The organism is Achromobacter anxifer (assembly GCF_903652925.1).
GTDB classification, from domain to species: Bacteria; Pseudomonadota; Gammaproteobacteria; order Burkholderiales; family Burkholderiaceae_B; genus Achromobacter; species Achromobacter anxifer.
The window spans coordinates 495032-521209 of record NZ_CAHLAR010000001.1; the positions used below are offsets into that span (position 1 = coordinate 495032).

A 26178-nucleotide genomic window follows, 5' to 3' on the forward strand; every position below is an offset into this window, starting at 1 on the left:
GACTCCCCGTCACGCCAGCGCATCGAGCACCAGCGGCTCGATGCTGCGGGCGCGGTCGATCTTCTCGGCGATCTTGAAAGCGGCGTCCAGTTCGCCGATGCCGTACTGCTGCATCAACTGGAAACGCTCGGCCTTCTCTTCCGGCTCGGTCTGAGCCAGCGCCAGGTACAGGCTGGGCGGCACCGCGCGGAATAGCACTTCCATGCTCTTGGAAAGGATCACGCCCTCGCTGAACTTGCCGGCCTCCTTGCGGGCCGACAGCATCAGCGCCTTCTGCGCCGCGTTCAGCTCGCGAAAGCGCGCGATCTTCTCCACCTCGTCGGGCGGCATCGAGAGGCAGATCCACCACTCGATCATGTTGAGCATGGGCTCGGCGGCCTTGGGCAGGTCGTCGATGTTCTGCGTCGCCAGCCAGTACCAGGCGCCGAGCTTGCGCCACATCTTCGTGATCTTGACGACGTAGGGCGCAAGCAGCGGGTTCTTGGTGATGATGTGCCCCTCGTCCGTCACGTTGATGATCGGCCGGCCGAGGAACTGGTCGCGCTCGGCGATGTTGTTGACCGTGTTGATAAGGCTGATGTAGGCGATGGAAAGCTGCGCGTTGTAGCCCTCGCGTGCGAAGGTCGCCAGATCGACGATGGTGATGTCGGCCTCGGGCCAGGGCGTGCCGGGCCGGTCGAACATCTCGCCGTCCACGCCCTGGCAGAACATATCCATCGCGTCGGCCATTTCCAGCAGCCGCGCGCGCCGCACCTCGGGTAGTGCCGTATCGCGGGCGCGCTCGCGCAGCGCATCGCGCACGTCGCGCGTCAGGACGGTGCGCTGGTTGGCCACGCAACGCTGGGCCGCATCGAGGATGCACTGGCGGATCAGGCTGCGGTCGGCGCGCGTCATGCGCGCCTCTTCCTTGTCCTCGCCACCGGTGATCATCAGCCGCGCGGTGATTTCCAGCTCGCCGAGCACGTCGCGCTGCTCGTCCACTTCGTCGCTGCGGCTCGCCGCCTGCGCTGCGGGCTCCTGGTCCTCGTCCAGCGCATCGGCATCCAAGGTCTGCACCTGGCTGGGCGTATCGACCAGCCGGTGCGCGTCGGCGAACGGCGCGAGACTGACGCCGGCGCCGGGCGCGAGCTTCACGCGATGCACCTTGAGGCCGAGCCGCGTGGCGAAGTCGCCGAACAGACCGTAGCTATTGCCAGCCTCCACGATGAACAGCCTCGGCCGATAGATGGCCGTGACCTGGTTCAAGATGTTGTTGAGCGTTGCCGACTTGCCAGAGCCGGTCGGCCCGAACAGGAACAGGTGCGCGTTCATCTGGCGGTCGAGCCGGTTCAAGGGATCGAAGGTGATCGGCCCGCCGCCGCGGTTGAAGAACGTGATGCCCGGATGCCCCGTGCCCTGGCTGCGGCCCCACACCGGCGCAAGGTTCGCGGCGTGCTGCGCGAACATCAGTTGCGTGTACCACTGGCGCTTGTCCAGCGCCGGATCGAACACGCACGGGAGCCAGCGCAGGTAGCTGTTCAGCGGCGCCACCTCGTCTTCCTCGCGCACCGGCTGCAGACCGGCGTTGAGCATGACGTTGACCAGTTGCAGGCCGCGGGCGTCGAGCTGCGCCAGGTCGCGCCCGCGCAGGTAGAAGGCGAGCGCGCCGCGGTACAGCTTGTGCGCGCTGCCGATCAGCCCGCGCGCTTCCTGCACGTCGCGGCGTGTCTGCTCCGAGGCCAGCGTCTCGCCGACCGACTTCTTGCTCAGGTGGTTCAGGTGAGCTTCGAGCACGTCCTGCGGCGTCGCGACGACCGTCAGGCACATCACCGTGTCCTCGGGCATCTGGTCGAACAGCGCATTGACCGCATCGCCGCCCTTGCGGGTTTCGCCGGTGACGTGGCCGGTGGCGGGCGGCATGCGCAGCCGGTCCATCACGATGACCCGGTGCGGCATGCCGTCGAACACCCAGGTGCCGTTCGCCATGTCCGAGCGCGGCTGGCCGAAGAACAGGCGGTGCGCGAAGTCCCCGCTGGCCAGCTCGATCTCGCCTTGCTCGGTTTCCTCGGGGTAACGGGTCAGCTCGTAGAAGCGCTCGCGGTCATCGGCGCTGGGGCCGAGCAGCGTCGGGTGCGGGTTGAACCAGCGCAGCAGCCAGTCGTGGATGTCGTCGGCCGCCATGCGCCGGGACTTCACGCCCGCGTTGGCGAGGCCGCCCACGAGCCGGTCGCAGATCGTCGTCAGTGCCTGCTCGGGCGACTGACCGCGCCGCGATGCGGTCGTAGCGCTCGCACGCCGGTAGACCACCATGCGCACGCGCCGCACCTGGCCGCGCCACGGCAGGCGCGTCACCGTCGTGTCCTCGAACAGGCCGCCGGGCTTGGCGATGGCGCGCAGGTGATGGCCGAAGAAGCGCAGGTAGAAGTCGGTGAAGGCGCTGTCCTGGGCGCGCGGCCGAACGTAGTCGGCCAGCCCGCGCAGGTAGTTGTCCCAGCTCGATTCGTCCTGGGCATAGAGCTGCACCACCCAGGGGTTCTCGTCGAGTTCGTCGAAGGAGTCCTGCAGTGCGTTCTCCAGCGCATCGCGCGCCTGCCACAGCCAGGCCATCTCGCGGCCCTCGGTGCCCACCGGCGCCAGCTCGAAGAAGCCCGCCACCGACTGGCCGTCTTCCAGCAGCATGCTCTTGGAACCCGGCAGGTACTCCACCCAAGGCAGCAGGTCGGCGAAGGACGGCGCCACACCGTAGAGCGCCTGCTGGTCCGCCTCGGTAGCAGGACGGTGCAGCCGGTCATCCGCGACGGTGCCCGGCTCCGGGATGCCGTGTGCCGCCAGTGTCGTCACATGCCGCGACCAGGCATCCTCGTCGTGCAGCTCAGGGCCAGCCGATGCGAGGGCCTTGCGCGGCCAGGGCAAGGTCCAGGCCATCAGTAGTCCTCCAGGCGTTCGCCGGGCATGGCGTACTGGACCCTCTGATACAGGGGAAAGACGGTGGTGTAGCCAGGCACTGGCACCGGATCGCTGCCAGCCAGGTGCGGGAACACGTACATGACCAGATCGGGGTTGGGGAGCCGGTGGAACTGGCGGTAGATCTCGTTGGCCGCGGTGCGCGTGTAGGCGGTAGCGGCGGCGGGCGCCGCATGCACGTCGGCCTCCGTCAGCGGCCGGCGCAGGCCCTGGCGTGCATCGAGCAGTTGCCGCGCCGCTTGCCCGCCGCCGGCACTGCCGCCCGTCTCCTGGTTCCACACGTCGAGCATGGTGTAGTCGCCGTGCGGGAGTACCTTGTCCTTGCTGGTGGCGCAGCCGCCCAGCACCACGACCGCGCACAGCACCACGGCCGATTCAATCCAAATCCGACGCATGCTTGCCTCCGATGCGGTGATTGACCCGGCGCCCCTTGGCGTCGTAGTCGATGTTGAGCGGCTGCTCCAGGTGCACGGCGACCTTGGCGCCGGGGCGCACGTAGACGGCGGCGAAGGCCTGCCCGTAAAGCTTGTTGACCCAATCGGCCATGTCGCGCACACCGCCGGCCAGGATGCGGCCCATGGCCTCGTTGCCGGTAATGCCCACCGTGCCGAGCGAGCCGTTGCTGTTGGCGACCACGGCCACGCTGCCGTTGTCCGACTTGATGAGGGAGGCCGCACCGGCACCGGCCGCGGTGATGAGGGCCTGCGAACCGAGGTACTGCTGCGCGTTGCTGCGCCGTTCCCCGCTGACGCAGGGGACGCCGTAGGGGTCGCTGATCCAGCCCAGGCCGCCGTGCGTGGTGCTGTTCGCGTTGCCGCCCGAGCCGCCGTTCTGGTTGCGGTTGCCGTCCTCCGGCATGGTGCGCACCGTGCCGTCGTTGAAGACGAACGTCACCGAGCGGATTTGCCCGCGCACGCAGGAAAGCGTCCAGTCGCCCGAGGCCGTGCCGCTGACCACCGCGCCCGCCACGTCGGGAATGTCGATGCCGTTGGCGGTGAGGTTGTCCGGGCCGATCAGCACCTTGAAGGGGTACGGGTCGTTGACCGTGCCGTCGATCGGCACGCGGCCGATCAGCGCGGTCATCGCGATGGAGCCCATCAGCGTCGAGTTCGACGGCACCGTGTAGACCGGCTTGGACGACGTGCCCACGGCGCGGCTGCCTGCATCCGCGACGGTGCTGGCCACGTTGTCGGCCGTGTCGGAAAGCGTCTTCTGCGCCGGCCCGAAGCTGGTCGGAAAGTTCAGGCCGCCGCTGCTGCCGTTCTTCGCCGAAGGCTTCGCATCGTCCGGTTCCACCCAGCGCGTGCCGCTGGTGCTGCGCGCGGCGCCGCCCTGGCTGCCGCTGAAGCCCTTGCCGTCGCCGTCCTCCAGGCCGAGCCCGACCGGCAGATCGGCCTGGCCGCCCTTGCCGGAAAGCCCATCCAGGCGCCGCTGCAGGTCTTGCAGCAGGCCCTGGGTCTGCTGGCGGTCGCCGGCCAACTGCTCGCGGTCCTGCTGCAGGCGGCCGCGTTCACCATCCAGCGCGGACTGGATGCGCTGGTCGATCGCGCTTTCCCGCGCGCGCATACGCTCGTTCTCGCTCTTCTGGTTCTTGTTGTCGTTGAGCGCCGTCTGCAGCTCGTTGCGCAACTGCTTGACCTGGGCCACCAGTGTGGCAACGGTATCGCGCGGCGTGTCGCCCTCGATGCCCAGCGCCTTCATCTCTTCGGGCGTGAGCGAGTTGGCGCTGCCGGCCGGAACGGGCTTGGCGCCGCGATCCCCGGAGAACATCTTGATGCCGACGAACAGCAGCACCAGCGCCATCGGGATCAGCAGCCACTTCAGGAGGGGGTTACTTTTCATGGCGGGCACCTCCTTCGGCCTGGCCGGCCGCCGCGGCCGGCGGCAGGTTCACCGTCGCGTCGATCGGTGAGAGCTTGGGCAGCAGCGACTCGGCCAGGCCGTGGCCACGGGTCACGAGGTAGACCACCGTGGTGTCGGCGGCGCGGCCGGCCGGCGCCAGATTCGGGTGCTGGAAGGTCGCGGCGAGAAAGTCGCCCTGCAGCGCGCGGGGATCGAGGTCGAGCCAGCGCCCGGAGGCGTTGGTGAGCTTCACCGCCGTCACCCACTGGTCTTCGAGCCGCCAAGCGGCCAGCGCCTGCGCACGCACCGGCAGTGTGGGCAGCAAGGTGGAAAGCTCCAGCCCACGGCGCAGATTGACGCGGCCGAGGCCGGGAACGGGCTCCACGGTGCGCAGCGGCGCGTAGAGGTTCTGCGCCGCATAGCGCGTGAGCACAACCGCCACCGGCGTGGCGCGCTTCGCTGCGGGTACGGTGCGCTCCGCATCGTCGTCCGCCGGCTTGGCCGGCTCGCCGTAGCGCGTCGCCGGCACGTCGCCTTCGACGATGCGCACGGGTTCGAGTGCAGGCTGGCCCGCCTTCGCCGGCTCGGCCGCGATGTCCAGCAGGATCAGCGCGCCCGACTCCACGTCCTGCAGTTGCAGCCGTGTGGGCGGGATCGGCGCGCTCGCGCGCAGGTAGATCGCGCCACCAGCGCTCTGCACGCGCAACTGCTCGCCAACCGTGGGCGGCACACCGATGCGCACGTTGCGCTCGATGAACACCACGCGCTCCTGGCCGACCACCAGCGGCACCGCCAGCGGCAGGCGCTCCCAGCGCAGGATTTCGACGGCATGGGCCGCAGGCACGAAGGCCAGGCACAGCAGCAGGCCAGCCAGGGCCGCCGCAGATGAACGCTTCACGAGGGACTTCATGGGGTGTCTCCCTGCAAGTTGGAGCCGGCGCTTGCGGCCCGGCCGGGCGGCGCCGCAGGCGGCGGGGTCTCGATGCGCTCCGGCGCGCGTGCATGGCAGTCCAGCGCCAGGCCGAAGGGGTTGCGCTCGGGGTCCACGTCCATGCGCACAACCTTGAGTGCATAGCGCACGAGCGCGCGCTTGACCTGCTCGGCGCCCAGGTACTCGTCGGCGCTCACGTCCAGCGTGACGATCCAGTTGTTGGCCGACACGGTGCGCACGCGCATGGCCGGCTCGTCGCCGTAGCCGCGGCCGGGAATCTCGTAGATGCCGCGCACGCGCTGGCGTAGCTCGCCGTTGCTGCGCCGGAATTCGTAGTCCTGCTGCAGGAAGGCACGGCAGCTCGGCGTGAAGTACGCAGACAGTGCATGCAGGTTGCGCGGGTAGTCCTGCTCGCCATTGGTCGGCCAGCGCTGGGCCTGCTGCCAAATGTAGAAGGTGAAGGCGTAGACGCTCTCCGGCGGCACGTCCCACCACTTGCGCGTGCTGCCCGAGCGCAGGTCGGGTGGCACGTGGATGGTCAGGCTCTTGGGTGCGCTCCACCAGCCGAAGCCGAGCAGCAGCGCCACGACGAACAGTGCGGCGCCAGCCAGGCGCAAGGTCTTCACATGCGCCTGCAGGTGCGCGACCTCGTTCTTGAATCGGCTCATGGTCTACCTCGACGCAGGGACGGATCGGGCCGCAGGCGCCGCGTGGACCACCAGCCCGACCGGGTGATGAGCTGGCCCCCGCCCGCATGCGCAGCCAGCGCGGGGTAGCGCAGCGCGAGGCGCCACTGGAGCTGGCGGTACAGCCAGGTGTCGGGCCGGCCGCGCTTCCACCGCCGCAGCAGGCCGCCGCCCACGAAGACACCGACACCGATGCCGGCGACGATCAGCGTGGGCACCATCGCGATGCTGTGCGTCAGCCAGGCCAGCGGTACGCCGGCCACGAGACCGGCCGCGCCGGACAGCCCGGCGCAGACCCACAGCTCGTCGGCCGTGAGCCCGCGCACGACCACAGGGTGGCGGTTGAGGCGGTGCGGCAGGAAGGTCACGAGCCCGTCGCGCGACGGACTCTCCAGGGCGCCGGCCATCGTTGCCGGGCCTTACAGGACGCCGGTAGCCTTGGTCAGCAGCCAGATGCCGACGACCAGCAGGATCGCGCCCACCGCGACGGTCAACCCGAACTGCCCCCACGTTGCGCGGCCGGTGTGGATCTCGGCGTAGCGCGTGTAGGCGTGGTAGCAGACGCCGACGAACATCGAGGCGACGACGAGCAGCGCGATCAGCAGCACGATGTCGTAGCCGTAGTTTTGCAGCGTCTGCATGATGCCGCTGCCGGTGCCGCGCGACGGGTCTTCCAGCGTGGGAAGGTCGGCGAACGACGGCAGCGGCGTGGCGGCGATGCCCAGCGGGATCAGCAGCGCGGCGATGCGCGCGGCGGGCCGCGACGTGGGACGGCGAGAAGTAGCGGGAGCGTTCATGGCGAAGTACCTTTCATGGGGTCAGGACAGGAGGAAAAAGCCCAGCACCAGGTACATCGCGACGAAGCGCACGATGACGCCGAGGAACTGGCGTTGGGTCAGGTGGTGCTCGGCCCAGCCGACATAGGCAGTGCGCATCGCCCACACGCCCCACAGCAGCAGGATGGCGAAGACGAAGCCGAGCACGACGGTGGAGACGGCCCCGGGCGCGAAGCCGCCGTTGGCCGTGAAGGCGGCGACCTGATCGGCGGAAGGCGTCATGGCGACGGCGCCTCCTTGGGCGACGTCGCAGGCGCCGCGTTACTGCGCGTGTAGTCACCGGCCAGCGGCACGGGATCACGCGGCTGGGCGCGTTGCGGAACGAGGTAGTCGCGCACGCCGGTGCGCACGCGCTCCAGGTCGGCGCGCAGCCGCGCGTAGTCGAAGTGGTAGCGGGCGCGCTCCTGCGGCGCGGTGGTGGCGGCGTGCTCGGCGAGGCGGTCCAGCAGTTCGAGCTGGCGCGTTACCGCGGCGAGCATCTCGCGCTCCGCAGCGTTGTCGGAGGCGTCAGCGGCGATGGCGGGCTGCAATCCGGCAGCGGCAAGCAGCAGCGCGGCAACACGCACGGCCCAGGGTGCCTCGACGGCGAAGCGCCGAACCTGCGCGGGATTGCGAGTGGTTTCCATCGAGCCGTTCTCCGAGGGATGCGGATGGCTCGATGCTCAAACGGCCGGTCTTCCGGCGCCGCAATCAATCGGAACCGGCCAGCCACCGCTTTCCGCGGCAAACTCCGCTGCAGAGGAAGGAATTTCCCCGATGACGTCGTCTTTAATGCACTACCGTCTGAGTGGAGGTGCAAGTCAAGACGATGATGGTTGTTGCGCTATTGATCAGGCCCGTGCGTACTTGAATTTTTCTGCACCACCCTCAACTGGGATTCATGCAAGCAACCGACATGAGATCGCTGAGCCGCGAAGCGCGGCACGAACGCCGCGTTCAGGTCATCCGACTGCGCAAAGCCGGCAACACGTACGACGAAATCGCCGTACTCACCGGCCTGAGCCGCACGGGCGTCTTCAACATCTGCAAGCGCCATGAAGCGCTGGGCGCCAAGGCCTTGCACGACACCATCGGAGGCCGCAAGGTGGGAGAAAACCGCTTGCTCGATGCCGCGCAGGAGGGCCAGGTTCGCAAGCTCATTGCCGACAAGACACCCGATCAGCTGAAGATGCCCTACGCGCTGTGGAGCCGCGCTGCAGTGGCCCAACTCATCGAGCAGCGGTTTGGCATTCGATTGCAGGTGCGCACCATGGGCAAGTACCTGGCGCGCTGGGGCTTCACACCGCAAAAGCCGATGAAGAAGGCCTACGAGCAGTCACCGGCGGCCGTCAAGAAATGGCTCGATGAGGACTACCCCGCCATCGCCGCGCGCGCCAAGGCCGAAGGGGCGGAGATTCATTGGGGCGACGAGAGCGGGCTGCGCAGCGACGACGTGCGCGGCCGAGGTTTCGCGCCCAAGGGCCAGACGCCGGTGGTGCGGGTCAACAACAAGCGCCACGGCCTGTCTGTCATCTCTACCGTCACCAACAAGGGGCAGATGCGCTGGCGCATTTTTGACGGCGCGCTCAACACCACGATCCTGATCGACTTTCTGCGCCGCCTGATCAAGGGACAGACCAGAAAGCTATTTCTGATCCTGGACAACCTGCGGGTGCATCACGCCAGGCATGTCAAGGCCTGGCTGGCAGAGCATGCCGATGCCATCGAGGTGTTCTACCTACCGAGCTACAGCCCGGAGTTGAACCCGGATGAGATGGCCAATGCAGACATCAAGCAGGCGGTAACCAAGCAGGCGCCGGCGCGCACGAAGCTGCAATTGGTGAAGGCCGCCGCAAAGCACTTACGCAGCGTGCAACGCCAGCCCGAACGAATTCGCAAGTATTTCGAGCACGGCCCTGTTCGCTATGCAGCTTGATGCAAGTTCACAGGGGCCGGATCAATAGTGCTCTACTCCACGGGGAAGAATATCGACCCTTCGCCTGATCTCGGCACCAACTCTGCATACAGAGATCTACGCCCGATGATGACAGCGAGCACTGGCCGCTTGTCCCGACGCTGCGCTGCCAACAAAGTCCATTCAGATCTGTCAAGGCTAGAAGGCTGGGGATGGTCTTCCGGGTGGGTATGCCATTCGCCTAAATAGCGGACAGTTCCCTGACTCGCCGTCCATCGCGACAACGCAATAGCCTCATGACCAAACGGCATCCGCTCGAACAGATAGCGAAACCGCTTGTCCCACGCGGTAGGAACCGTCGCCTGCTCAATGAGCAAATGGGCTCCATGTACAGAACCAAGCAAGAGTCCGCCCGCTTCGCAGTCGGCATCACTAGCCTGGATATGCTGACTGAATGTCTCCAGCGTCTGGGTCGAAAAATGCAGCAACCTGCTCTTGTCGCCAGTTGCCCAGGACCCTAGGAATTGCATAGAGGGCAATCATGATCTCGCAGAGGATCGCAGTCAGGCGTGGCCAGATGATGGGTCTGGTCGATCAGCCGGGTCCGCAATGCAGGAGAGTGGACGCCCTTGACCCAATCAAGGGCCATCTCAGCACCCAAGCTGGCTGCCTGCACCGACACCGAAGCCGGAAATGGCACATACAAGCCCTCGCACCCGTGGCCTGCCAAGATGTTAGGCAGAGCATCAATGGTCGAGCGAAGTTCGCCTCTTCTGTGGCTCTGCCATAGGCATCGGTAGCACGCACCCGATGCGTTCGTTCTCAGGAGCGCACGCACAGCCGTTCCCGGCCCTTCGATCCAAACAGAAAGCATGGGCGTGGGAGCCCTGTAGCGGCCGCACAGCCAATGCCCGAGGGATTCTTCGCCGGTGGCATCGATGAGTAGGTCCAGCTTTCCCAGTTGGGCCTGTCTCACGTCCACGGGGAGCGCATGAACCTCGACGCCTGGCGACAAGCGCTTGAGTTCCTTCGCCATCGCCTCAGCCTTGTTCGACAACAGGTCCGGGAAGCCGAGCCGATGCCGTCCGATGTTCTGTGGAAGGAGGCCATCAAAATCCACCAGCGTGAGTTTCCCTCCGCATGATCCTGCCCCGGCCTTGACCAGCATGTCCGAGAGGTATCCGCCGATCGTGCCGCAACCCACAAGTGCGATTCGTTTCCCCGCCAACGTTTTCGACTTGGGGATGTTGCGCTGGGCCAGATACCGGTCATCGATCCTGATCACTGAGACGGGCATTACCTTCAGCCCAAAACTCGAATCCCTGCGATCAGCAAGCTTGGTCTTTTGACTCACTTGGTGGTCAAAGAGCACGGCAAAGCCGTAGGTCATCAGTGGCGATTCGATGATGATCAGGACGCCATTTGCTTTTTTGCTTTGCCCTTCCTTGATTCGTTCGTGAATCTTGCGCCGACACCGTGGGTCCAGGGTGCTTTGCCAAGCCAAGACGTCCCCCACCGTTTCGGGGGGCCAGTGGCTGGTTAGTGGGCGGGGTTGCGCGGTGGTCTTGACCCGGTATGTCAGCACCGTTTTATCAGTGACCTGGTAGCCGAGTGAATGCAACTTTCTTGTTGTTCGATCTTCGTTGTCGGTGATGAACCAGAGTGGATTCCCATTGGCTTGCGCAACGATACAGTTTTGTCGCCCCAGATCTTCGCCTTGCATGTCCACAAAACAAAGCCAGCCGTTCCAGTAGGCAAAGAACTCTTCGGCGAGATCTTCGATCATCTCGCCCTTCAAGATCTGCCCGAGCACCGCTGCCGCCCGTTGCAGGCACGCCAAGGACTGCCCTACAGGATCGTAGATGTCCAGCACGACAGTTCCCTTGGCCAGATAGCAAAGGCCGCCCTCCGCGCCAAGATGAGGAACTGCATTGGGCAGTTCAGGCGGAATTTCGAGCAGCCGAATGCGAGGCAGGTCGAAGAAGGTAGGGTCGAGCTGAACCTCACATGGAATGCCATCGTCCGCGCCGCACGGGATCAACGGCCCCCTCAGCTTGAACCAGCCGTCGTCCGTCTTGCCGACAAACTCGAAGCCTTGCAGCCTGAAGGCTTCGACCACATCGGAGACCACGGCGACGCTGCTCATCCGGCCTTCGTGCGCCCGACCAATTCGCTCGGACCAGCCGTAGCCGGCGCTGCGGCAATGGTGGCGACAACGGATACCACCTTGACCCGGTCCGGCTCGTTCGGAAAACGCGGACCGAATTCGCCTTGCATCCAGACGCAGGCCTGTGAAGGGCTGCCGGCGTTGGTGGCTCCGCGCAGCACTTTTTCGAATGCTTCGAACGCTTTCGCAGCCTCTTCGACGCCCTCTTTACCAAGGCGTGCAGTAAGCGACTCCGACTCATCAACGGGGTTGTTCACCCCCGCGCGCAGCCGGGCCGGCAATGCCGCGACGACATCCAGCAACGCCAGGTCGTCGCGCCGATCCCGCTTCTCGAATAGCGGAGCCGCAGCGGCCATCAACAGAATCGAAGCCGGTCCACCGCTCGACCACCGCCAATCGCGAAACGCCTTCAAGTAGCGAATCACGCGGCGGAACTGTTCGCCCTTGGCCTCCACCTCGCCCAAAAACCATTCCTTCACAGGCCTGGGGTCGGAGGGCATCCAGTTGCACTCGCGGTGAGCCAGGAGCACTTTATCAGCGGGCAATGCCGTCCAGGCATCCCGCTCTGCCATGTTCACCGCCTCCGTCAGCGAGTCATAGCCGTATCGCTCCATCGAGGCTTTCGCGAGCGTGACGAATTCTTCGTCGGGGATGGCGTACAACGGAATGTCGATGTGGGCATAGGCCGCAATGACAATCCGGATGCATGTCGGCTTGTCGGTGACAAGCTTCCAGTGCTTCTCCTCGACCAACAGCCTCAAGGCTTCTTCAGCAGCTGCAAAGAACACCGTTGTGGCCCTGCTGGGACGCTTCGTCTGCGAGACAAAACTCAACGGCAGATAGCAACCATCATCGACATCCGCCTGCTGGGGCCGTTGTGCCGGGCCGTTCAAGGTCTTGTACGCCCACGATCCTTGCGTGAAGAAGCGTGGCTGAGGCACGTCGTCCGTGTACCCGCGTTCGCGCAGCACGCGCGGAATTCCGGTGCGAAGGCAGTTCCTGACATCATTTCGGGCGCTGGCGATCCAGGCTCGTTGCTCGGGCGACAGATCCAGCTCGTCATGCATGCAGGATTCGTCATCGACGGTGGTAAAGAAAAGCGGGCTCAGGTTCAGCATTCGGCCTCCGGCACATTCTTGTTGGGGCCGTGATAGAAGGTGGGTGCGCCGGCCTGGTGCGCTCGAAACGGTTGGAAAAGAGGGTCGCCAAGCGCGCGCTGCGCTGCATGATTGCCGCGGTCCTTCAGCGTATTCGTGGCGCCGATGGAAACCCGGTCCAGCGCCTTTACGTCCTTGCTTTGATCGGGCGTGGCCTTGTCGTCGATCTGGAAGTAGTTGCTACCCAACGACTGGCGCAGCATGTAGTCCACCGACGACTCCTGGGCAGAGATCACCAGATCGAACAGCCCTCCGCGCCACTTGCCGAATCCGCGGTCGAGGCTGGCGCCGCCACGGACGGTTGCACCGATCGTCATCGTGCCGATGGACAGCACCCGGACCAGTGCATTCTGTTTCGGCGCGAGGAACGTATTGACTTCGTGCAGCCCGAACAGTCCTGGCGCATTGCCGACCAGTCCTCCATCCGCAAAGACGCCACGATCGTTGCGCGCTAGCGGAAAGTAAACGGGCGCAGCGGCGGTCGCCAACGCCACATCCACGATCCTCATGCGGTGGTCCATCTCAAATGAGGGATGGTGAGGCGTTTTGAAGAACTGGCCGCGCCCCGTCGAGTAGTTGACGGCTGGCACGAGAACGCGGTGCTTCAAGTTGCCGATCGTGGCGTCTTGAAAGCGCTCGGTCAGCACGCCCCGCAACCCTGCGGAGTCGTGCTTGGCGGTCAACCAGAAGCCCAGAAGGCGCCGAGCGAGACTTCGGCAACCAAAGATGCGGGAGCCCTGTCGTTCGAACAAGGCTTTGAGTTCAATGGCGGGGATTTCCGCGGCCAGCCCCAAGGCCAGCATCCCGCCTGCAGAGGTGCCGCAGATCAGGTCGAAGTGCGAAGCGATGGGGCGGCCTAGCACGGCTTCAAGCTCGGCAAGAACCGTCGCTGTGTACAAGCCGCGATAGCCGCCCCCAGACAGGGCGAGCACATGGTAGGTGGGCACGCCCATCATGGCACTCAGCCCTTCGGCGGGAAGGAGTCGTTACCGTGGCTGTCCTTGTCACGGATGCGACCGTCCGGACGGTGGATGACCAGTTCGGACTGCTGGTTGCGTGCGATGTCCCGCGCCGCGTCAATGGCCTGCTGCTGCGTATCGTGCACGGAGGTTGCCCGTTGATTGCCGGCACCCTTGACGGCCCAACCGTCCTGGTGAGGAACTACATGCTGATTTTTGCCTGTCATGGCGAATTTCCTAAAGTTGAACCATCGAGACCCCGGCCAGCCGGCCGGGTTGCCAATGACCACCGGTTGAAGCAAAATTCGTTGCTCTTGCAGACAACGGGCGAGTCAAGCCAAATCAACTTGCTGCAGTCGTAGAACTCACTTCTGTTGTCTGGCTGGACAACAATGTATCAGACTTGGTGCCAAGCTGCAAATGGTGGGCTTGGTGCCGCAGAACGCAACTGCTTCGGACCGGACACACACCGTTGTCCGCCGCAGCCACAAGGAACGGAACGGATGTCACAAACAGGCCTGGGCGTCGCCCTCAAGACGCTACGCGAGCGCAGAACCCTCTCATTGCGCGAAATCGGTCAACTGTCTTCGGTGGACCATGCCTATGTCCACCGGCTGGAGTCCGGCGAAAAGACAAATCCGTCAGTGGACTTAGTCGAGAAGCTGCTGAAGGTTCTCAAACCAGGTGAAAGAGATGCTGCGCTGGTGATGTGGCTTGTCGACCATGCGGAGGCCGATCCCCGCCTTGTTGAATTCGTGCTGAACGATCCTTCCATCAGCATCGACATCTTTTCGGCTGCAGCAGGCGTGAGGCATCGTGGAAATACAAGGCCCGATCCCGCGACACTGATCGCCCGGATACAGCGAGCATTCGAGGACGAGGACGACTGAATATGGATGAAGCGGATGTCACACAGAAAGCACGGGCCTTTGTTGCGAAGGTTGATGTGTCCGGCATCCGAGAAGACCTGACGCCCTATGTGGTCGCGGCCAACGCCAAAGTCAAGAAAGAGGAGCTTAGTGAGGGGGAGTCCGGCTACACGATCACCAAGCCGAATGGCAAGCACGTGATCACGGTGAATTCGCTGGAGACAGAAGAACGCCAACGCTTCACCATCTGCCACGAAATTGCGCATATCGTCCTTGCGCTGGAATCGAGCCACGAAGAGGTGCCGTCCTGGTCCTATGCGAAGCGGCATCCGAACGAAATCGCATGCGACACTTTCGCCGCCGAGTTGCTGATGCCGTATCAGCAATGGCTATCGCTTGTGCCCAAGGAAGAACCTTCGCTGGAGCTGATCCAGGGCATGGCGGCGCTTTTCAGCACATCATTTCCCGCCGCTGCGTCGCGGTTCGCCTCCCTCAGCGACATCCCTTGCGCCTTCGTCACCATGGAGCGCGGTGCAGTGCGCTACGCGGCACGCTCCACCAGTTTGCGACAGGCTGGGGCTTGGATATCTCCCAGGTCTGCCATTCCTGTCGGCTCTGTGGCTCACCGTCTCCGTTCTTCAGGCAGCAGTGCTGCCGACACAGATGAGGTTGCACAAGACATCTGGTTCGACAACTGGGAAAAGGGCCTCGATCTCTGGGAACTCTCCAGGCACTACGCACGTACTGACACCACGACCTCGCTGCTCTGGTTCGACAGCGACGATTTACCTGAGGTCGAAGTGAACCGCTTCGGTGTACGCGTCGAGGACGACGGTGGCTTGGCTGAACTCACTGGGCAGCTACCGTGGCCGGGACGCAGCAGGCGCCGCTGAGGCCATTTGCGTTCGTGTGTCTGAGTGGCCACATGGCCTCGAAGATGTAGGGTGGATGCAGTGTCAAAGGTCAAAAGATGTTTGGTGTCGATGAGTCGCCATGAAGAGTGAGACGGAGATTATCTTGAACCGCTTTCACAGATACTTCTTGAACGTCGCCGACGCGATGCACACCGCGACGCCGAGCAGCGCCGCGCTGGGCAGCAGGATCAGCAGCGGATGCACGCTGACCGGCAGCGCGAGGTAAGTGACCCAGGGCAGCACCGCCAGCGGCATCAGGCTGGCTCTCGCCCGGTGGTAGACGAAGCCCGATTCGCGGCCGGCGCCGAAGCCGCGCACGTCGCGGCGCACGAGCCCGTCCACCAGGCCGGTGAAGGCCGCCATCAGGAACAGCGGCAAGGTCAGGACCAGCACCAGCAGCCGCACGAGGAACACCAGCACTGTGTACGCCGAGGCGATCAGGTAGCTCTCGACATGCACGTAGAGCTGACCGATGTAGTAGCGGAAGTCCTGCGCCTGGCTGCGCGCGCCGGCACGCGATTGCGCCGCCGCGTCGCGTATCCAGTCCAGCAGGCCCGTTTTCACGAACAGTCCTTGGTTGGCCCACTCGACGAGCTGGAGGGCGCTGCGCCCCGGCTCCTGCACCAGCACGCTTTGCGTGAAATGCTCCGAGACCTGCGACAGCTCGTAGTTCAGCATGCCCTGCGCATGGCGCCAGCCCTGCTCGGGCCAGAAGAAGTGCATGCCGATGCACTCGATCGCGATGCACAGCACCAGCGAACCGGCCAACACCCCGAACAGCCGGAACGGGAGCGTGATGAGGCCTGCGATCAGGCCCTGCTGGCGAACCTGCTGGCGCTGGACGGCGACGGCGGGGTCGCTCATGCCGTGGCCCCTTCATCCGCGCTGGCCATCTGCTTGAAGTCGGCCAGCAGATCGTCGGGCAGCGCCTGGTCCTGCAGGCCGGGAAGCCCCTTGTTGTCCCACCACTCGCCGGCCTCGACGTAGTGCTGCCGCATGTAGCCGGCCAGTTCCTGCAGATCCTTGGGCATGGCCTCGTCGGGGTCGGGCGCCGGCAGTGGCATGCGCACCTTCCACAGGTGGCCGCCCTCGATCAGCGCGAAGCATTGGCCCTTGGGCAGGCCCACGACGTGCGCTGGTTCGATCAGCGGCACGCTGTTGCTGCTGATGCGGTCCTGCGTGTTCGACGTGAAGGCGGTGTTGCCGGTCGGGTCTGAGCTGTCGGTGGCGCCGCTCATCACCGTCGTCGTGTAGACCTCGACCTTGGGCAGTTGGCGCGTCAGCAGTTCGGCCGTGGTGGTCTCGCGCACGCGCAGCATGAACAGGTTGTTGAAGTTGCCGACGACCTGGCCCGCCTTCGCGCGGTTGCCGATGCGCGCCTCGATGTCCGAGAGGGTCTGCGTGTAGGCCGTGACCTGGACGCCCGCGCCGCCGCCCTTGTTGACCATGGGTATGAACTCGTCGCCCATGAGTTCGTTGAACTCGTCGGCATGGACGTTGATGGGCACCTTGATGCCCGTCGCGGCACCCGGCAGGCCGTCGTCGATGCCGAACTTGTAGATGTGACCCGCGACGGATACGAGGTCGGAGAACATCGAATTGCCGACCGCCGCCGCGACTTCCGCGTCCGACAGTGCATCGAGGCCGACATAGACCACGGCCCGCTTCCTGATGATCTGCATCCAGTCGAAGATCGGGCGTGGGTCGGCGAGGTCCGAATAGTTCGGCGCCAGCAACTGCGCGATCTTGCCGGTGGTCAGCTTCTCCAGCAGCGGTAGGAGCGATGCGACGATCTTGTCGAAGTACGTCCTGTCGTAGCGCACCGCGCTGCGCAGGCCGTCGAGCACAGGGTCGTAGATGCGCACCTGCGACAGGTACTGCTCCAGCGCGACGACGCGCTTCTCGCGGCCGATCATGTTGCGCGGGATGTTCTTGTCGTTCAGCTTGGCTTCGAGCTGGACGATGACCTCCCAGGCCTTGGGCTCGTTCCGGGCGAAGTAGTGCTGGGCGTACTCGATGAACAGCGCATCGATGTTGATGACATGGCGCTGGATCAGCAGGTAGTCGGGCCGCTGCCCCAGCTCGACCAACGCCCGCGCGATGATGTTGACGAAGCGCCAGGCGAACTCGCGGAACGCCGCGCTGTTGCCTTCACCGGAAAGCTGGCCGGCGATGCGCGTGGCAACTTCCGAGATGCGCCCGAAGCGTCCCACCGCGTTGTAGCGCGCGGAGATGTCCGGCCAGCCCAGGTGGAACACATAGAACTCGCCCTCGCGCCCGGCACGCTTGGCCTCCACGTACATGCGCTTCAGGAGGTCCGCATCGCCTTTGGGATCGAAGACGATCACGACCTCGTGCTGTCCGTTGAGCTTGCGCCGTATGTCCTGGGTGATGAACAGCTCGGCCAACCTCGTCTTGCCGACGCGGGTCGTACCTAACACCAGGCTATGGCCGACGCGCTCGGCCAATGGCAGCGTGACGTCGACCTCGTGCGGTTCGATACCGTGTAGCCGCGGCATACCGCCCACCGGCGGCAGCGGACGCGCCGGGTTGAGCGGGTTGTCCCAGGCCAGGGCCTTCGCCATCTTGGACAACGGGTACGGCGCGAACTCCAGGCGCTCTTCCATGCGCCGCGCCATCCGGTAGATCGCCGTCGGCTCGACGTAGCGTCGGAACTCCGGCCGGTAGGTCTGCATCAGCCGGTGCGTGTGGCGCTGGTCCCAGCGAAAGCCCCGGCCGACGAAGAGCCGCTGCTGGCTGACCGGCACGTCGCGGCTGGTCATCACATAGCGCGGCAGGCGCCGGATGTTGCGCCGGTAGCGCAAGATGGCCCAGGCGTCGTGCAAGCGCAGCGCGCCGAAGGTCAGGAAGGCCAGCGCGCTGCCCAGGCCCAGCAAGGGGCTCAGCGCGAGCGACCACGGGGCCACCAGGCACAGAAACGCGGCGCCCGCACAGACCGCGACGGTGTATAGCTCCACCGCTGGCCGCAGCAGGACTTCGACGGCTTGGGACTGGGCCATGGCGGGCGCTTCACGTCACGTCAGGGCTCGATGCCCGTGGCGGTGATCAGCACCGGGTAGTGCTTGATGCCCAGGCGTTGCGCCAGGTCGTCGCCCGAGACGGGCAACAGCACCAAGCCCGGCGCGAGGCGGCGCAGCGCGGCCAGTGCTTCGGGTGTCGCGACGTTGACCACCAGCCCCACGGCGCGCAGCGCCTGTAAGTCCTTGCCCCGCTGTTGGAGCCAGTCGCGCGAGCGGTCGTCGTCGCCGACCAGGAACAGCGGCGTCAGGCCCGGCGCGCGGATCACGCGGCGCGGCTCGTCGCCGGGTGTCAGCCGCATCGAGCGCACCGGCAGCATGGCCGCCTCGGCATCGGTCGGGCCGCCAATGCGCGGCCTGGATTGCGGCGCTGGTTGCGGCGTGGCTGGCTGACTGGGCTGCGCATCCTGCGGGTTCAAGGCCCGGTAGTGCGGCAGTGCCGAGCTGCCGCCCTTGTCCTCGACGACGATCAACGGCGGGGAGCTGCTCTTGATGACCGGGCCGCGGCCCTGTGCGTGGGCCGTGGCGGCCAGCAGTGCCGCCATGGCGGCAAGGAGGATGCGGTTCATGACATGGGGCTCCGGGCAGTGGGAAGTGCAGCGCCCGGCCCGAGCACGCGGGTCAGGTGCTGGTGGACACTGCGGCGGTAGCGGGCGGCAGGCGCCCCGCCCGCGGGGCGGTGGTAGCGGCCGATGGCGATCAACCAGTCCTCGCCCGGCGTGTGCTGCTCCTGCAGGATTTCCGCGGCGATGGCGAGGTTGCGGTACGGGTCGAGCAGTTCGCAGGGATGCTCGTAGCGCTGCGCGTGGTAGCCGAGGTTGACTTGGCCGAGTCCGGCGTCGATGCGATTGGCCGGCACGCGGGCGAGCGCCTGGCGAATGCCGGCGCAGGCCCCGGCCCGTGTGGCGTAGCGTTCGGCGCGGCCGGCGACGTTGAGCGTCCAAGGCCAGGGGATCAGGCGGCCACGCAGCCGCGCGCCGCTCTCCTGCAGCGCCACCGCGTACAGCACCGGCGACGGCACACCCGCCTGCTGGGCGGCGAGCTGGTAGGCGGGTGGTGGCACCTCCTGGCCGAAGGCGATGGCCGTGCAGGCGCAGAGCACCAGGGCCACTGCCGCGCGGCCGGCGCGGCGAGCCAAACTCGATGCCGCTATTGGCGCTGCCATTGGCCGTTGACCTCGCGCACCACGGCGGGCAGATCGCCGGGCAGGCCGAGTGACAGCCAGCGCCCGGCGTCATGGTTGAGCGTGATGGCGCGCGAGCGCACGCGGCCGGCGTCGATGCCAGCCTGCGTCGCCCACTGGCGGATGCGGGCGTCCTCCTGGCGGCTGCCGACCATGTAGAGGTCGAAGGCGGTGCCGGCCACCTGCAGCTGGCGCACGCGCTGCTCGCACGACGGGCACTCGGCCTTCACGAAAACCGCCAGCCGGCCCGAGCCCCGGTTGCCGGCGCCCGGCGCCTTCGCACCCGGCATGTTCACGCGCTGCTGTCCCGGATAGAGCCGCTTCCACGCCGCGTCGTAGGCCCGCTGGTAGGCCAGCGTCTTGCCCACGCGCTTCGATTCCGCCTGCACCTGCAGCTCCGCATAGCGGTTGCGTTCCTCGTCGCTGCGCGCCTCGATGCCCAGCGCCGTGAGCGGATCGAGGTTCGGGGAATAGATGCCCAGCGGCCCCTGCATCAGTTGGCGGTAGCGCGCCCACTCATCGGAGCGCAGGCCCCAATCGCGCGCCAGCCGTTCGTCCAGCGCGGCGTCGCTGCTGTTCTGAATCTGGGCGGGCACCGTGCGCGAGGACGCGACCGGCGCCGACTGTGCCGAGGCCGTGCCTGCCGTTCCTGCGACAGCGGCGAGGATGGCGGCGAAGCAGATCGCGGCGTGCTTCATGGCCGGCCCCTACGGCAGCGCGAGGCGCTGGGTCTGGCCGTCCACGCGGAACACGGCGGCGCGTGCCTCGATCGCCAGCAGATGCCACGCGCCCACGGCATCGCCTTCGCGCAGCAGCCACACGTCCAGCACCGACGACGCCTTGGGTGCCGTCACCGACAGGAAGCGCTCGCCGCCGCGCAGCTCCACACCCACGACGTTGAATGGCGGTTCGGGCACCTTGGGCTTGGCCGGCTCGGCGGTGCGCTGGGGTGCTGCGGCAGGCGCGGCGGTTCGCTTCATGCGGGCTTCGATGTCGCCCACGCGGGCCTGCAGCGCCTGCACGTCGCCGGCATGGGCGTCTGTGGCCTGGGCCTGCTCCACCTGTGCCAGGCGTTCGTCCAGCGCCTTGCGGGTGGCCTCGAAGTCGGGCTGGGTGACAGGCTTGGGCTGATTCTTCGAGGTCGCCGCCTGCTGTTCGAGTTCGGCGACGCGCGTGTTGAGCGCCTGCACGTGCGCGTCCTGGGCGCTGGCCTGGCTCTGCTCGCTCAGGCGCGACAGGCCCACGCTGTTGACCACCGCGAGGATGCTCACGAGCAGCAGCCACGCGGCCGCTGTGATCTTCAACCAGCGCGCGCGGCCGGCATTCTCGTCGGGAAGCTGCGGGATGGTCATGGCTGGGCCTCCTGGGGCACATGGGGATCGGCGGGTTCGTCGGCCGGCGCGCTCGGTGCCGGAGGCGCGGGAATCGGGCTTGCACTCGGCGCACGCGCAGTCGTCACGCGCGCGAAGCACACCGCGCGCGCAGCGTCATCGACGGACAACTCCCAGGCCGGCCCGGCGAGCGCCAGCAAGGCATCGCGCAACGGCAGTGGCCCGAGCCGCAGATGCGCCGCCGGCAGCGGCAGCGTGAACAGCGAAGCGGCGTCCGGCGCGTCGCAAAGGCGGTAGCCGGTGCGCAGCAGCACGTGCCGTAGCGCATCGCCGACGCTCGCGTCCAAGGTCGGCGGAATCGAAATCTCGATCACCTGCCGCAGCAGGTCGCGCTGCGCCGGCTCGGGCACCATCTCGACCAGCGTGTAGCGCCCGTAGCGCGCCACCGGGATCAGGTTCGGCTCAGACTCCGGGGCGATGGCCCTGACAAACGCCGAAGGCTCGGGCGCGGTGGCAGCGGCCGTCGGGGGATTCGCCACGCCCGTGGTGGCGCAGCCGGCCATCAGTACGCAGCCGGCGAGCAATGCAGGCACAGCCAGGCGGTGGGCGACGCAGGTGAGTGGTTGCATGGGGCAAGTTCCCTGGAACACGGAGCCCTCACCATCGCCGCCGCGAAGCGTTCGGGCAGCAAACAAAGGGAACTGGCAGGCGCCCGACTTCATCGCGCGCCATCGATGCACGGAAAAAAGAAGCCGGCGCCCCGAAGGGCAGCCGGCGTGGGTGGGTGGATCAGGCCGCGACGAGTTGCCGGGCCAGTGCTACCTCGACGGAATCACCGTCCTGGTTCAGCACGTCCAATCCCGACTCGGGCACGTCTCCCGACGTGCTCTGCGAGACCATGATCTTTCGCGCCATCAGCCCCAGGCAGGTCATCTGCGAGGAAGCCGCATAGCCGAGGTAGATCACGAGAACCGGCAGCTTCTGGCCGATGCGCCATGAGCGCCGGGCCGCCTGCTGCAGGCTGTAGACGTTGTAGCCCGACTGCATGAACACGATCGTCGGAAACTCCAACAGGTCGAGACCCGTCTTGACCAGCTCCGGGTTCGTGATCAGCACGTCGATGCCGCGGTCCAACTGCTCGGCGATCCAGTCCTCGCGGCGGGAGGCATCCACGCTTGCGCGCAGCACCGCCACCTTGAAGCCTTCCTGCTCCAGCAGCACCTTCAGGCGCGACGTGGTGTCGCGCGTGCCGGTGTAGACCGAATAGACCAGCGTCTTGCGACCCGCAGACTTCTCCTGCTTGCAGATCTCGATCAGCTCGCGCTCCTTGGGCATCACCTCCAGCTCGTTGAACTGAGCCGGAACGAAGGCCAAGGTCTGGCGCGTGCGCGGGTGCACCACCGCCTCCGACCGGAAGCAGCAATCCGGCCAGGCCAGCAGCACGTTGAGGACCACGCCGAGCAGCGTCGTGTCGCGCTTCGCCAGCGCTTCTTTCATCGCTGTGGTCAGCCGACCTGACAGATCGCGATAGGCCGCGGCTTGCGCCGTGTCCATCGCCACCTCGCGGAACTCCTCGTCGTAGGGCGACAGCACATTGCCGCCGATGTCCTTCAACTTGAGGAAGACCGTGAACGGCAGCACGCAACGCAGCACGCCCTTCGGGCCGAAGCCCGGCGCCTTGACGGTGCGCACCGAAATCTTGTTGCCCTTGGCCGTCTTGTGCGCCGTGCCGGTGCTCTCGGAATAGATGTCCTTGAGGACGCCGTGATCGCGCATGAACGCCATCGCGGCCGAGGTCATGCTGCCGCTCTTGGTCGGGCGGTAGCCATCTTCGATCATTCGCCCCGGCAGGGCTCGGAACAGCAGGTGGAAAAGGTCGTCGCCGTAGCCGCCCATCAGCGTGCCGGTGAGCAGCAGCGTCTTGCGTGCCTTGGCCGCCAACACCCCCATCGCTTGGCCCTGTGCGGAGCCGCCGTTCTTGTACTCGTGCGCCTCGTCGGCGATGAGCAGGTCGAACGTGCCTTGCGGCAGGTAGCGCTTGATGAACTCGGACGGCTGGTAGCCGCCCTCGCCGAAGCCGAACTCCATGTTCGCCATCGCCCGCTCCATGCGGTGCGCTTGGCGATCCGAGAAGACCAGCTCGCCGTTGGCATCCATGAGGTTGATGAACTCGTGGATGTTGTCGCCGAGCATGGACGCCAGGAAGGAGTCGCCGAACTTGCGCATCAGCTTCTGCGCGGTGACTTCCCCGATGGTCGGGATGCGCTGCAAGGCTTTGAAGACGGCCGTGGACTGGTCGCTGGCGGACAGGCTCCTCGGTCGCATCAGCGTCCACAGCGGTGCGGCGCAATGGCTGCACCGGCGGCGGTAGTCCTCGGCTTCGAGTTCGACCGGGTTGATCGGCTCGCCGTCGAGGTTGGTGATGACCTGGCCGCAGTCCGGGCATGCGCCTACTTCGCCGTGCCGCGTGCGCCGCACGTTGAAGACGGGCTTCCAGTGGAAACCCATGCGCATCCGCACGCGCCCGAGCACGAAGAACTCCTGGCCGCGCGCCGGTACGCCCAACTGCTCGCGCAGCTTGATGAGCTTGACCAGCGTGTCCGGGCCGTTGAGCACCCAGACCTTGGCACCGGCCACCGTCTCCTGGATTTCGCGGCGCCACTTGTAGACCAGGTGGGGCGGCGACAGCACCAGAGTGCGGCGGTAGCCTTCGGCGTGCAGCACGGCGGCCGTGGCGATGCCGACGGTCGTCTTGCCGCAGCCCATCTCGCCATTGACGATCGCGGCGCGTTCGCCACGGTCGGCCAACAGCTCGGTGACGGCATGTACCACCTCGGCCTGCGCCTGGAACAGCTTGCGCTTGAGACTGGCCAGCACGAGCTGGCGGTGCGACCGGGCCTGGCCGGTGTAGACGGGAGGGTTGGCGCGGTTGAGCGAATCCAGCAGCTCGTCGCCGAACTCGGCGACGAAATCCTGAAGGCTCAAGGCCAAGGGAGAAGCGGCCGCTTCGAGCAGGTCGCCCTGGATGGGCGTGCTGTCGGCGGCGGGAACAACGTCGGTATCGAGGGACATGGTGATGCTCCAAAGAAAATGGGGCATGCACCTCCCCTGCGGGGCGATGGCATGCCCCGGGGTGGGAAGAGGGGAACGGCGCGAAGCCGCAGTGGAAGAACAGATCGACGGCGAACCGTCAGGGAACAGCGATCAGCGGATGGTCAACACCTCGCCGCAGGTCGGCGAGCCTGGTGTCATGTCCCAGGCACGGATGACCGGCACGAACTTGTCGGTCAGGATGCGCGTCTCGGCCACGGAGCCGTCGTCGCGTTCGGTGTATTCCGTCTGCAGCGTCTTCTCCTTGTGGGTGTCGCCCTTGACGACGAGCACGCGGCCCGTCTTGGACTTCACCACGCCGGAGATCGCGCCGGCAGCAAGCGCCAAGGCAAGATGCCAGTGCGACAAGGCCCGCGCCGGAGGCCGCAGCGATTGCTGCGCGGCGCCCAGGTGCGTGTCGAGCGTCGGCCAGAGCCCTTGCAGCCGGCCGACTTCATCGGCGAACTGCTCGGGCTCCATCGTCACGCGGTAGAAGTGCTCCGGCTCGGCCGGGCTGGCAGGCACCGTGTACGGCAGGAACGGCCATTCGACCGGCAGCTCCTCCGCTTCGGCGTCGCCTTGCCCGATCTGCAGCAGCAGCGCGCGCGTGGCTTTGACCGAATCCGATGCCTGGTCGCGCTGACGAACACGGCGGCCGAAGATCACCACCTGCTTGAACTGCGCTTCCACCGCGCGGTAGATGCGCAGATCGGCGAAGTGCCGGGTCAGCCACCCGACCAGCTCGGCATCGAGCACGTAGTGCGGCACGATGTAGATCAGCACGCCGCCGTACTGCAGCAGTGGCAGCGCCTTTTGATAGAACAGCTTTTCCAGCCGCGCGCGGCCCTGGCCCTGGTAGCCGACGTTGCCGTTGGTGTCCTTGGCCAGGTCGCCATACGGCGGGTTGAGCCACAGCAGGCCGAAGCTCTGCCGACTGATCAGCGTGTCCATCAGGTCGCCGTGGATGCAGCGATCGACCAGTTGCCGGGCGTGGTGCGCACGCTCGGCCTCGTACTCGACGGCGAAGGCCTGGACCTGCTCGCGCCCGAGGGCGTGCGCGGCTTCGGCGATCGCCACGCCTTCGCCGGCGCAGGGATCGATGATGCACAGCGGCCCGTTCGAGGATTCGGCGGGCGCCAGTGCGGCGAGTGCTCTTTCGAGCGTGGGTTCATCCGTGGGGAAGTACCCGTTCTTGACGAAGTTGCGGGCGAGCCGCGGGAACATGAGGGCCATGGGAATCTCCTGGCATTGAAGATGAAGGGATGCGGACATGCGCGCGTGCATGTCCGATGCGAAAACCTCAAGCCACCGCTTCGAGCGGTCGTGCCGAAGGGGTGCGGCTGGCGGGTGTGCCCGCGACGAGCGCGCCGCTGCGGATCAGGCCGCCCAGCACCTGGGTCAGCGTCGGCACGTCGATGGCGAGTCGATGGCCCTCCAGAGGTCCGAGGGCGAACGGCAGGCGCGTCAGCATCGACTTCGCCTGCAGCAGCTCCAGCACGGGTTCGCGCCAGGGATCAAGAAGCGGCAGCGGGCAGGTATCCCGCACCAGCTTCCACAGCCGGTCGAGCCGGTGCGTGGAATCGCGAGGCAGGAGCGCCAGCGCGCTGGCGTTGGCCTTGTCGGGCTTGACGCAGCGCCGATCGAACAGCCAGATGTTGGTCAGCGAGCCGAACAGCGTGCGTCGGTAGGCGCGTGCGCTGCGCTTTTCCAGGTTCTCGACGTTGCTGACGAAGATCGGAATGCTCGCGCCCTGCTCGGTGATGAGGTGGAACTGATCCAGTCCCTGTTCGTCCCGGCCCAGGGTAAGGCGGGCCAGGAATTCCTGGACGGCGGTGTCGCGCGCCCAGAGGGAGATGAAGACCAGGTTGCCGTTCTCGTCACCGACGACGCCATCGGCCATCAGGTCGGGGCATTCGTCGATGCGATAGAGCGTCTTAGGGGAAGAAGGTGCAGGCATGGTGATGTCCTCGAAGTGAGCGGAGACAGCACCGCCCGCGAGGGCAGTCACTGCCCCAGGGGGATGGAAGAAGACGCGGTGAGCGTCGTGGTGAAGAATCAGACCGTGCGTCGCAACGCGCCGTAGCCTTGAAGGTCTGGGCTACCTGGGCATGTTGTCGGCAACGCCGACGGACATGGGACATAGCCTGCGCTAAGGTGCGCGTGTCGCGGGAGCGGAAAACCGACCCGGCGCGCAACCCTGTTTGCTCTGGCGCATCGCCCGCGGCGCCGGAAGGACGGCCACAAAAGAAAACCGCCCCGGGGACACCGAGGCGGCAAAGATGACTGCTTGGCTCAGGGAGGAAAAGCCAGGGAGGTATGCAGTCGAACCGCAATTTTC

At 66.2% G+C, this 26178-nt stretch carries 27 protein-coding genes; 3 read left to right on the forward strand and 24 right to left on the reverse strand.

All coding sequences use genetic code 11. From position 1 onward, the window contains the following. Nucleotides 1–9: 9 nt before the first annotated feature. From HWY37_RS02320 to HWY37_RS02360, 9 genes are read right to left on the reverse strand one after another with little or no spacing between them, the layout of a single operon-like run. Nucleotides 10–2904, reverse strand: coding sequence for a conjugative transfer ATPase (locus HWY37_RS02320; RefSeq protein ID WP_003454755.1), 2895 nt, complete (start codon nucleotides 2902–2904; stop codon nucleotides 10–12). Then, nucleotides 2904–3338, reverse strand: coding sequence for a TIGR03751 family conjugal transfer lipoprotein (locus tag HWY37_RS02325; protein WP_033873709.1), 435 nt, complete (start codon nucleotides 3336–3338; stop codon nucleotides 2904–2906). Before HWY37_RS02325 ends, HWY37_RS02320 begins: the two co-directional genes overlap by 1 nt. Then, a complete protein-coding gene (locus HWY37_RS02330; protein ID WP_003454772.1) occupies nucleotides 3319–4785 on the reverse strand; it encodes a TIGR03752 family integrating conjugative element protein in 1467 nt (488 codons plus the stop codon). Before HWY37_RS02330 ends, HWY37_RS02325 begins: the two co-directional genes overlap by 20 nt. Continuing rightward, nucleotides 4775–5695: a TIGR03749 family integrating conjugative element protein gene (locus HWY37_RS02335; protein WP_003454777.1), complete on the reverse strand. Its 921-nt coding sequence runs from the start codon at nucleotides 5693–5695 to the stop codon at nucleotides 4775–4777. The genes HWY37_RS02330 and HWY37_RS02335 overlap by 11 nt, the downstream gene beginning before the upstream one ends. Continuing rightward, a complete protein-coding gene (locus HWY37_RS02340) occupies nucleotides 5692–6384 on the reverse strand; it encodes a PFL_4703 family integrating conjugative element protein (RefSeq protein WP_003454780.1) in 693 nt (230 codons plus the stop codon). Before HWY37_RS02340 ends, HWY37_RS02335 begins: the two co-directional genes overlap by 4 nt. Then, complete coding sequence (locus tag HWY37_RS02345) at nucleotides 6381–6809, reverse strand: TIGR03750 family conjugal transfer protein (RefSeq protein ID WP_003454784.1); 429 nt, start codon at nucleotides 6807–6809, stop codon at nucleotides 6381–6383. Before HWY37_RS02345 ends, HWY37_RS02340 begins: the two co-directional genes overlap by 4 nt. Before the next feature lie 12 nt (nucleotides 6810–6821). Further along, on the reverse strand, nucleotides 6822–7199 hold the full coding sequence (locus HWY37_RS02350; RefSeq protein ID WP_003454787.1) for a TIGR03745 family integrating conjugative element membrane protein: 378 nt from the start codon (nucleotides 7197–7199) through the stop codon (nucleotides 6822–6824). Between the two features lie 21 nt (nucleotides 7200–7220). Continuing rightward, on the reverse strand, nucleotides 7221–7460 hold the full coding sequence (locus tag HWY37_RS02355) for a TIGR03758 family integrating conjugative element protein (protein WP_003454790.1): 240 nt from the start codon (nucleotides 7458–7460) through the stop codon (nucleotides 7221–7223). Then, nucleotides 7457–7864 carry an integrative conjugative element protein, RAQPRD family gene (locus HWY37_RS02360; protein WP_003454792.1) on the reverse strand — a complete coding sequence of 136 codons (408 nt, stop codon included), beginning with the start codon at nucleotides 7862–7864 and terminating at the stop codon, nucleotides 7457–7459. Before HWY37_RS02360 ends, HWY37_RS02355 begins: the two co-directional genes overlap by 4 nt. Before the next feature lie 254 nt (nucleotides 7865–8118). Here HWY37_RS02360 and HWY37_RS02365 point away from each other — a divergent pair, with 254 nt between their 5' ends. After that, nucleotides 8119–9153, forward strand: coding sequence for an IS630 family transposase (locus HWY37_RS02365; protein WP_176087782.1), 1035 nt, complete (start codon nucleotides 8119–8121; stop codon nucleotides 9151–9153). Between the two features lie 32 nt (nucleotides 9154–9185). Here the strand turns inward: HWY37_RS02365 and HWY37_RS02370 are convergent, their stop codons facing one another. Genes HWY37_RS02370 through HWY37_RS02390 form a run of 5 tightly spaced genes read right to left on the reverse strand, consistent with a single transcriptional unit; the run spans nucleotide 9186 to nucleotide 13642 of the window. Next, complete coding sequence (locus HWY37_RS02370) at nucleotides 9186–9662, reverse strand: Mov34/MPN/PAD-1 family protein (protein WP_003454794.1); 477 nt, start codon at nucleotides 9660–9662, stop codon at nucleotides 9186–9188. Continuing rightward, nucleotides 9650–11278, reverse strand: a complete 1629-nt coding sequence (locus HWY37_RS02375; RefSeq protein WP_003454796.1) for a ThiF family adenylyltransferase — start codon at nucleotides 11276–11278, stop codon at nucleotides 9650–9652. The genes HWY37_RS02370 and HWY37_RS02375 overlap by 13 nt, the downstream gene beginning before the upstream one ends. After that, the gene (locus tag HWY37_RS02380; protein ID WP_003454798.1) at nucleotides 11275–12417 is read right to left on the reverse strand and encodes a CBASS cGAMP synthase; all 1143 of its coding nucleotides are present in this window, start codon (nucleotides 12415–12417) and stop codon (nucleotides 11275–11277) included. The genes HWY37_RS02375 and HWY37_RS02380 overlap by 4 nt, the downstream gene beginning before the upstream one ends. Next, nucleotides 12411–13412: a CBASS cGAMP-activated phospholipase gene (locus HWY37_RS02385; RefSeq protein WP_003454800.1), complete on the reverse strand. Its 1002-nt coding sequence runs from the start codon at nucleotides 13410–13412 to the stop codon at nucleotides 12411–12413. Before HWY37_RS02385 ends, HWY37_RS02380 begins: the two co-directional genes overlap by 7 nt. 5 nt (nucleotides 13413–13417) lie before the next feature. Next, nucleotides 13418–13642, reverse strand: a complete 225-nt coding sequence (locus tag HWY37_RS02390; RefSeq protein WP_003454802.1) for a DUF2188 domain-containing protein — start codon at nucleotides 13640–13642, stop codon at nucleotides 13418–13420. 276 nt (nucleotides 13643–13918) lie between these two features. On the opposite strand from HWY37_RS02390, the gene HWY37_RS02395 reads away from it, so the two are divergent. Further along, the gene (locus tag HWY37_RS02395) at nucleotides 13919–14305 is read left to right on the forward strand and encodes a helix-turn-helix domain-containing protein (protein ID WP_003454804.1); all 387 of its coding nucleotides are present in this window, start codon (nucleotides 13919–13921) and stop codon (nucleotides 14303–14305) included. 2 nt (nucleotides 14306–14307) lie between these two features. Further along, nucleotides 14308–15177 (forward strand): ImmA/IrrE family metallo-endopeptidase, encoded by an 870-nt coding sequence (locus tag HWY37_RS02400; RefSeq protein ID WP_003454806.1) that lies wholly within the window; start codon nucleotides 14308–14310, stop codon nucleotides 15175–15177. Nucleotides 15178–15312: 135 nt separating this feature from the next. Here HWY37_RS02400 and HWY37_RS02405 read toward each other — a convergent pair whose 3' ends face one another. The 10 genes from HWY37_RS02405 to HWY37_RS02450 form a co-directional block, all read right to left on the reverse strand. Continuing rightward, nucleotides 15313–16062 (reverse strand): TIGR03747 family integrating conjugative element membrane protein, encoded by a 750-nt coding sequence (locus HWY37_RS02405; RefSeq protein WP_003454808.1) that lies wholly within the window; start codon nucleotides 16060–16062, stop codon nucleotides 15313–15315. Continuing rightward, nucleotides 16059–18218: a type IV conjugative transfer system coupling protein TraD gene (gene traD / locus HWY37_RS02410; RefSeq protein ID WP_003454810.1), complete on the reverse strand. Its 2160-nt coding sequence runs from the start codon at nucleotides 18216–18218 to the stop codon at nucleotides 16059–16061. Before traD ends, HWY37_RS02405 begins: the two co-directional genes overlap by 4 nt. A 20-nt stretch (nucleotides 18219–18238) precedes the next feature. Next, on the reverse strand, nucleotides 18239–18805 hold the full coding sequence (locus HWY37_RS02415) for an integrating conjugative element protein (protein WP_059889462.1): 567 nt from the start codon (nucleotides 18803–18805) through the stop codon (nucleotides 18239–18241). After that, a complete protein-coding gene (locus HWY37_RS02420) occupies nucleotides 18802–19401 on the reverse strand; it encodes a lysozyme family protein (protein WP_033873711.1) in 600 nt (199 codons plus the stop codon). The genes HWY37_RS02415 and HWY37_RS02420 overlap by 4 nt, the downstream gene beginning before the upstream one ends. Continuing rightward, nucleotides 19386–20117, reverse strand: coding sequence for a TIGR03759 family integrating conjugative element protein (locus HWY37_RS02425; RefSeq protein WP_003454822.1), 732 nt, complete (start codon nucleotides 20115–20117; stop codon nucleotides 19386–19388). The genes HWY37_RS02420 and HWY37_RS02425 overlap by 16 nt, the downstream gene beginning before the upstream one ends. A 9-nt stretch (nucleotides 20118–20126) precedes the next feature. Further along, nucleotides 20127–20771 (reverse strand): hypothetical protein, encoded by a 645-nt coding sequence (locus HWY37_RS02430; protein ID WP_003454833.1) that lies wholly within the window; start codon nucleotides 20769–20771, stop codon nucleotides 20127–20129. Continuing rightward, on the reverse strand, nucleotides 20768–21379 hold the full coding sequence (gene pilL2 / locus HWY37_RS02435) for a PFGI-1 class ICE element type IV pilus protein PilL2 (RefSeq protein WP_003454835.1): 612 nt from the start codon (nucleotides 21377–21379) through the stop codon (nucleotides 20768–20770). Before pilL2 ends, HWY37_RS02430 begins: the two co-directional genes overlap by 4 nt. A 160-nt stretch (nucleotides 21380–21539) precedes the next feature. Beyond that, nucleotides 21540–23822 (reverse strand): DEAD/DEAH box helicase family protein, encoded by a 2283-nt coding sequence (locus HWY37_RS02440; RefSeq protein ID WP_003454844.1) that lies wholly within the window; start codon nucleotides 23820–23822, stop codon nucleotides 21540–21542. 132 nt (nucleotides 23823–23954) lie between these two features. Then, on the reverse strand, nucleotides 23955–25073 hold the full coding sequence (locus tag HWY37_RS02445; protein ID WP_003454847.1) for a DUF6094 domain-containing protein: 1119 nt from the start codon (nucleotides 25071–25073) through the stop codon (nucleotides 23955–23957). Between the two features lie 67 nt (nucleotides 25074–25140). Further along, nucleotides 25141–25797 (reverse strand): hypothetical protein, encoded by a 657-nt coding sequence (locus HWY37_RS02450; RefSeq protein ID WP_003454850.1) that lies wholly within the window; start codon nucleotides 25795–25797, stop codon nucleotides 25141–25143. Between the last annotated feature and the right edge of the window lie 381 nt (nucleotides 25798–26178).

Excerpts from the sequence above, each read along its gene's own strand:
- HWY37_RS02350 (WP_003454787.1), bottom strand. The coding sequence starts at position 7,199 with ATGAACGCTCCCGCTACTTCTCGCCGTCCCACGTCGCGGCCCGCCGCG.
- HWY37_RS02345 (WP_003454784.1), bottom strand. The coding sequence starts at position 6,809 with ATGGCCGGCGCCCTGGAGAGTCCGTCGCGCGACGGGCTCGTGACCTTC.
- HWY37_RS02335 (WP_003454777.1), bottom strand. The coding sequence starts at position 5,695 with ATGAAGTCCCTCGTGAAGCGTTCATCTGCGGCGGCCCTGGCTGGCCTG.
- HWY37_RS02445 (WP_003454847.1), bottom strand. The coding sequence starts at position 25,073 with ATGGCCCTCATGTTCCCGCGGCTCGCCCGCAACTTCGTCAAGAACGGG.
- HWY37_RS02415 (WP_059889462.1), bottom strand. The coding sequence starts at position 18,805 with ATGAACCGCATCCTCCTTGCCGCCATGGCGGCACTGCTGGCCGCCACG.
- HWY37_RS02340 (WP_003454780.1), bottom strand. The coding sequence starts at position 6,384 with ATGAGCCGATTCAAGAACGAGGTCGCGCACCTGCAGGCGCATGTGAAG.
- HWY37_RS02375 (WP_003454796.1), bottom strand. The coding sequence starts at position 11,278 with ATGAGCAGCGTCGCCGTGGTCTCCGATGTGGTCGAAGCCTTCAGGCTG.
- HWY37_RS02425 (WP_003454822.1), bottom strand. The coding sequence starts at position 20,117 with ATGAAGCACGCCGCGATCTGCTTCGCCGCCATCCTCGCCGCTGTCGCA.
- HWY37_RS02330 (WP_003454772.1), bottom strand. The coding sequence starts at position 4,785 with ATGAAAAGTAACCCCCTCCTGAAGTGGCTGCTGATCCCGATGGCGCTG.
- HWY37_RS02385 (WP_003454800.1), bottom strand. The coding sequence starts at position 13,412 with ATGATGGGCGTGCCCACCTACCATGTGCTCGCCCTGTCTGGGGGCGGC.
- HWY37_RS02430 (WP_003454833.1), bottom strand. The coding sequence starts at position 20,771 with ATGACCATCCCGCAGCTTCCCGACGAGAATGCCGGCCGCGCGCGCTGG.
- HWY37_RS02400 (WP_003454806.1), top strand. The coding sequence starts at position 14,308 with ATGGATGAAGCGGATGTCACACAGAAAGCACGGGCCTTTGTTGCGAAG.
- HWY37_RS02405 (WP_003454808.1), bottom strand. The coding sequence starts at position 16,062 with ATGAGCGACCCCGCCGTCGCCGTCCAGCGCCAGCAGGTTCGCCAGCAG.
- HWY37_RS02420 (WP_033873711.1), bottom strand. The coding sequence starts at position 19,401 with ATGGCAGCGCCAATAGCGGCATCGAGTTTGGCTCGCCGCGCCGGCCGC.
- HWY37_RS02355 (WP_003454790.1), bottom strand. The coding sequence starts at position 7,460 with ATGACGCCTTCCGCCGATCAGGTCGCCGCCTTCACGGCCAACGGCGGC.
- pilL2 (WP_003454835.1), bottom strand. The coding sequence starts at position 21,379 with ATGCAACCACTCACCTGCGTCGCCCACCGCCTGGCTGTGCCTGCATTG.
- HWY37_RS02365 (WP_176087782.1), top strand. The coding sequence starts at position 8,119 with ATGCAAGCAACCGACATGAGATCGCTGAGCCGCGAAGCGCGGCACGAA.
- HWY37_RS02395 (WP_003454804.1), top strand. The coding sequence starts at position 13,919 with ATGTCACAAACAGGCCTGGGCGTCGCCCTCAAGACGCTACGCGAGCGC.
- HWY37_RS02390 (WP_003454802.1), bottom strand. The coding sequence starts at position 13,642 with ATGACAGGCAAAAATCAGCATGTAGTTCCTCACCAGGACGGTTGGGCC.
- HWY37_RS02380 (WP_003454798.1), bottom strand. The coding sequence starts at position 12,417 with ATGCTGAACCTGAGCCCGCTTTTCTTTACCACCGTCGATGACGAATCC.
- HWY37_RS02325 (WP_033873709.1), bottom strand. The coding sequence starts at position 3,338 with ATGCGTCGGATTTGGATTGAATCGGCCGTGGTGCTGTGCGCGGTCGTG.
- HWY37_RS02370 (WP_003454794.1), bottom strand. The coding sequence starts at position 9,662 with ATGCAATTCCTAGGGTCCTGGGCAACTGGCGACAAGAGCAGGTTGCTG.
- HWY37_RS02450 (WP_003454850.1), bottom strand. The coding sequence starts at position 25,797 with ATGCCTGCACCTTCTTCCCCTAAGACGCTCTATCGCATCGACGAATGC.
- HWY37_RS02320 (WP_003454755.1), bottom strand. The coding sequence starts at position 2,904 with ATGGCCTGGACCTTGCCCTGGCCGCGCAAGGCCCTCGCATCGGCTGGC.
- HWY37_RS02440 (WP_003454844.1), bottom strand. The coding sequence starts at position 23,822 with ATGTCCCTCGATACCGACGTTGTTCCCGCCGCCGACAGCACGCCCATC.
- HWY37_RS02360 (WP_003454792.1), bottom strand. The coding sequence starts at position 7,864 with ATGGAAACCACTCGCAATCCCGCGCAGGTTCGGCGCTTCGCCGTCGAG.
- traD (WP_003454810.1), bottom strand. The coding sequence starts at position 18,218 with ATGGCCCAGTCCCAAGCCGTCGAAGTCCTGCTGCGGCCAGCGGTGGAG.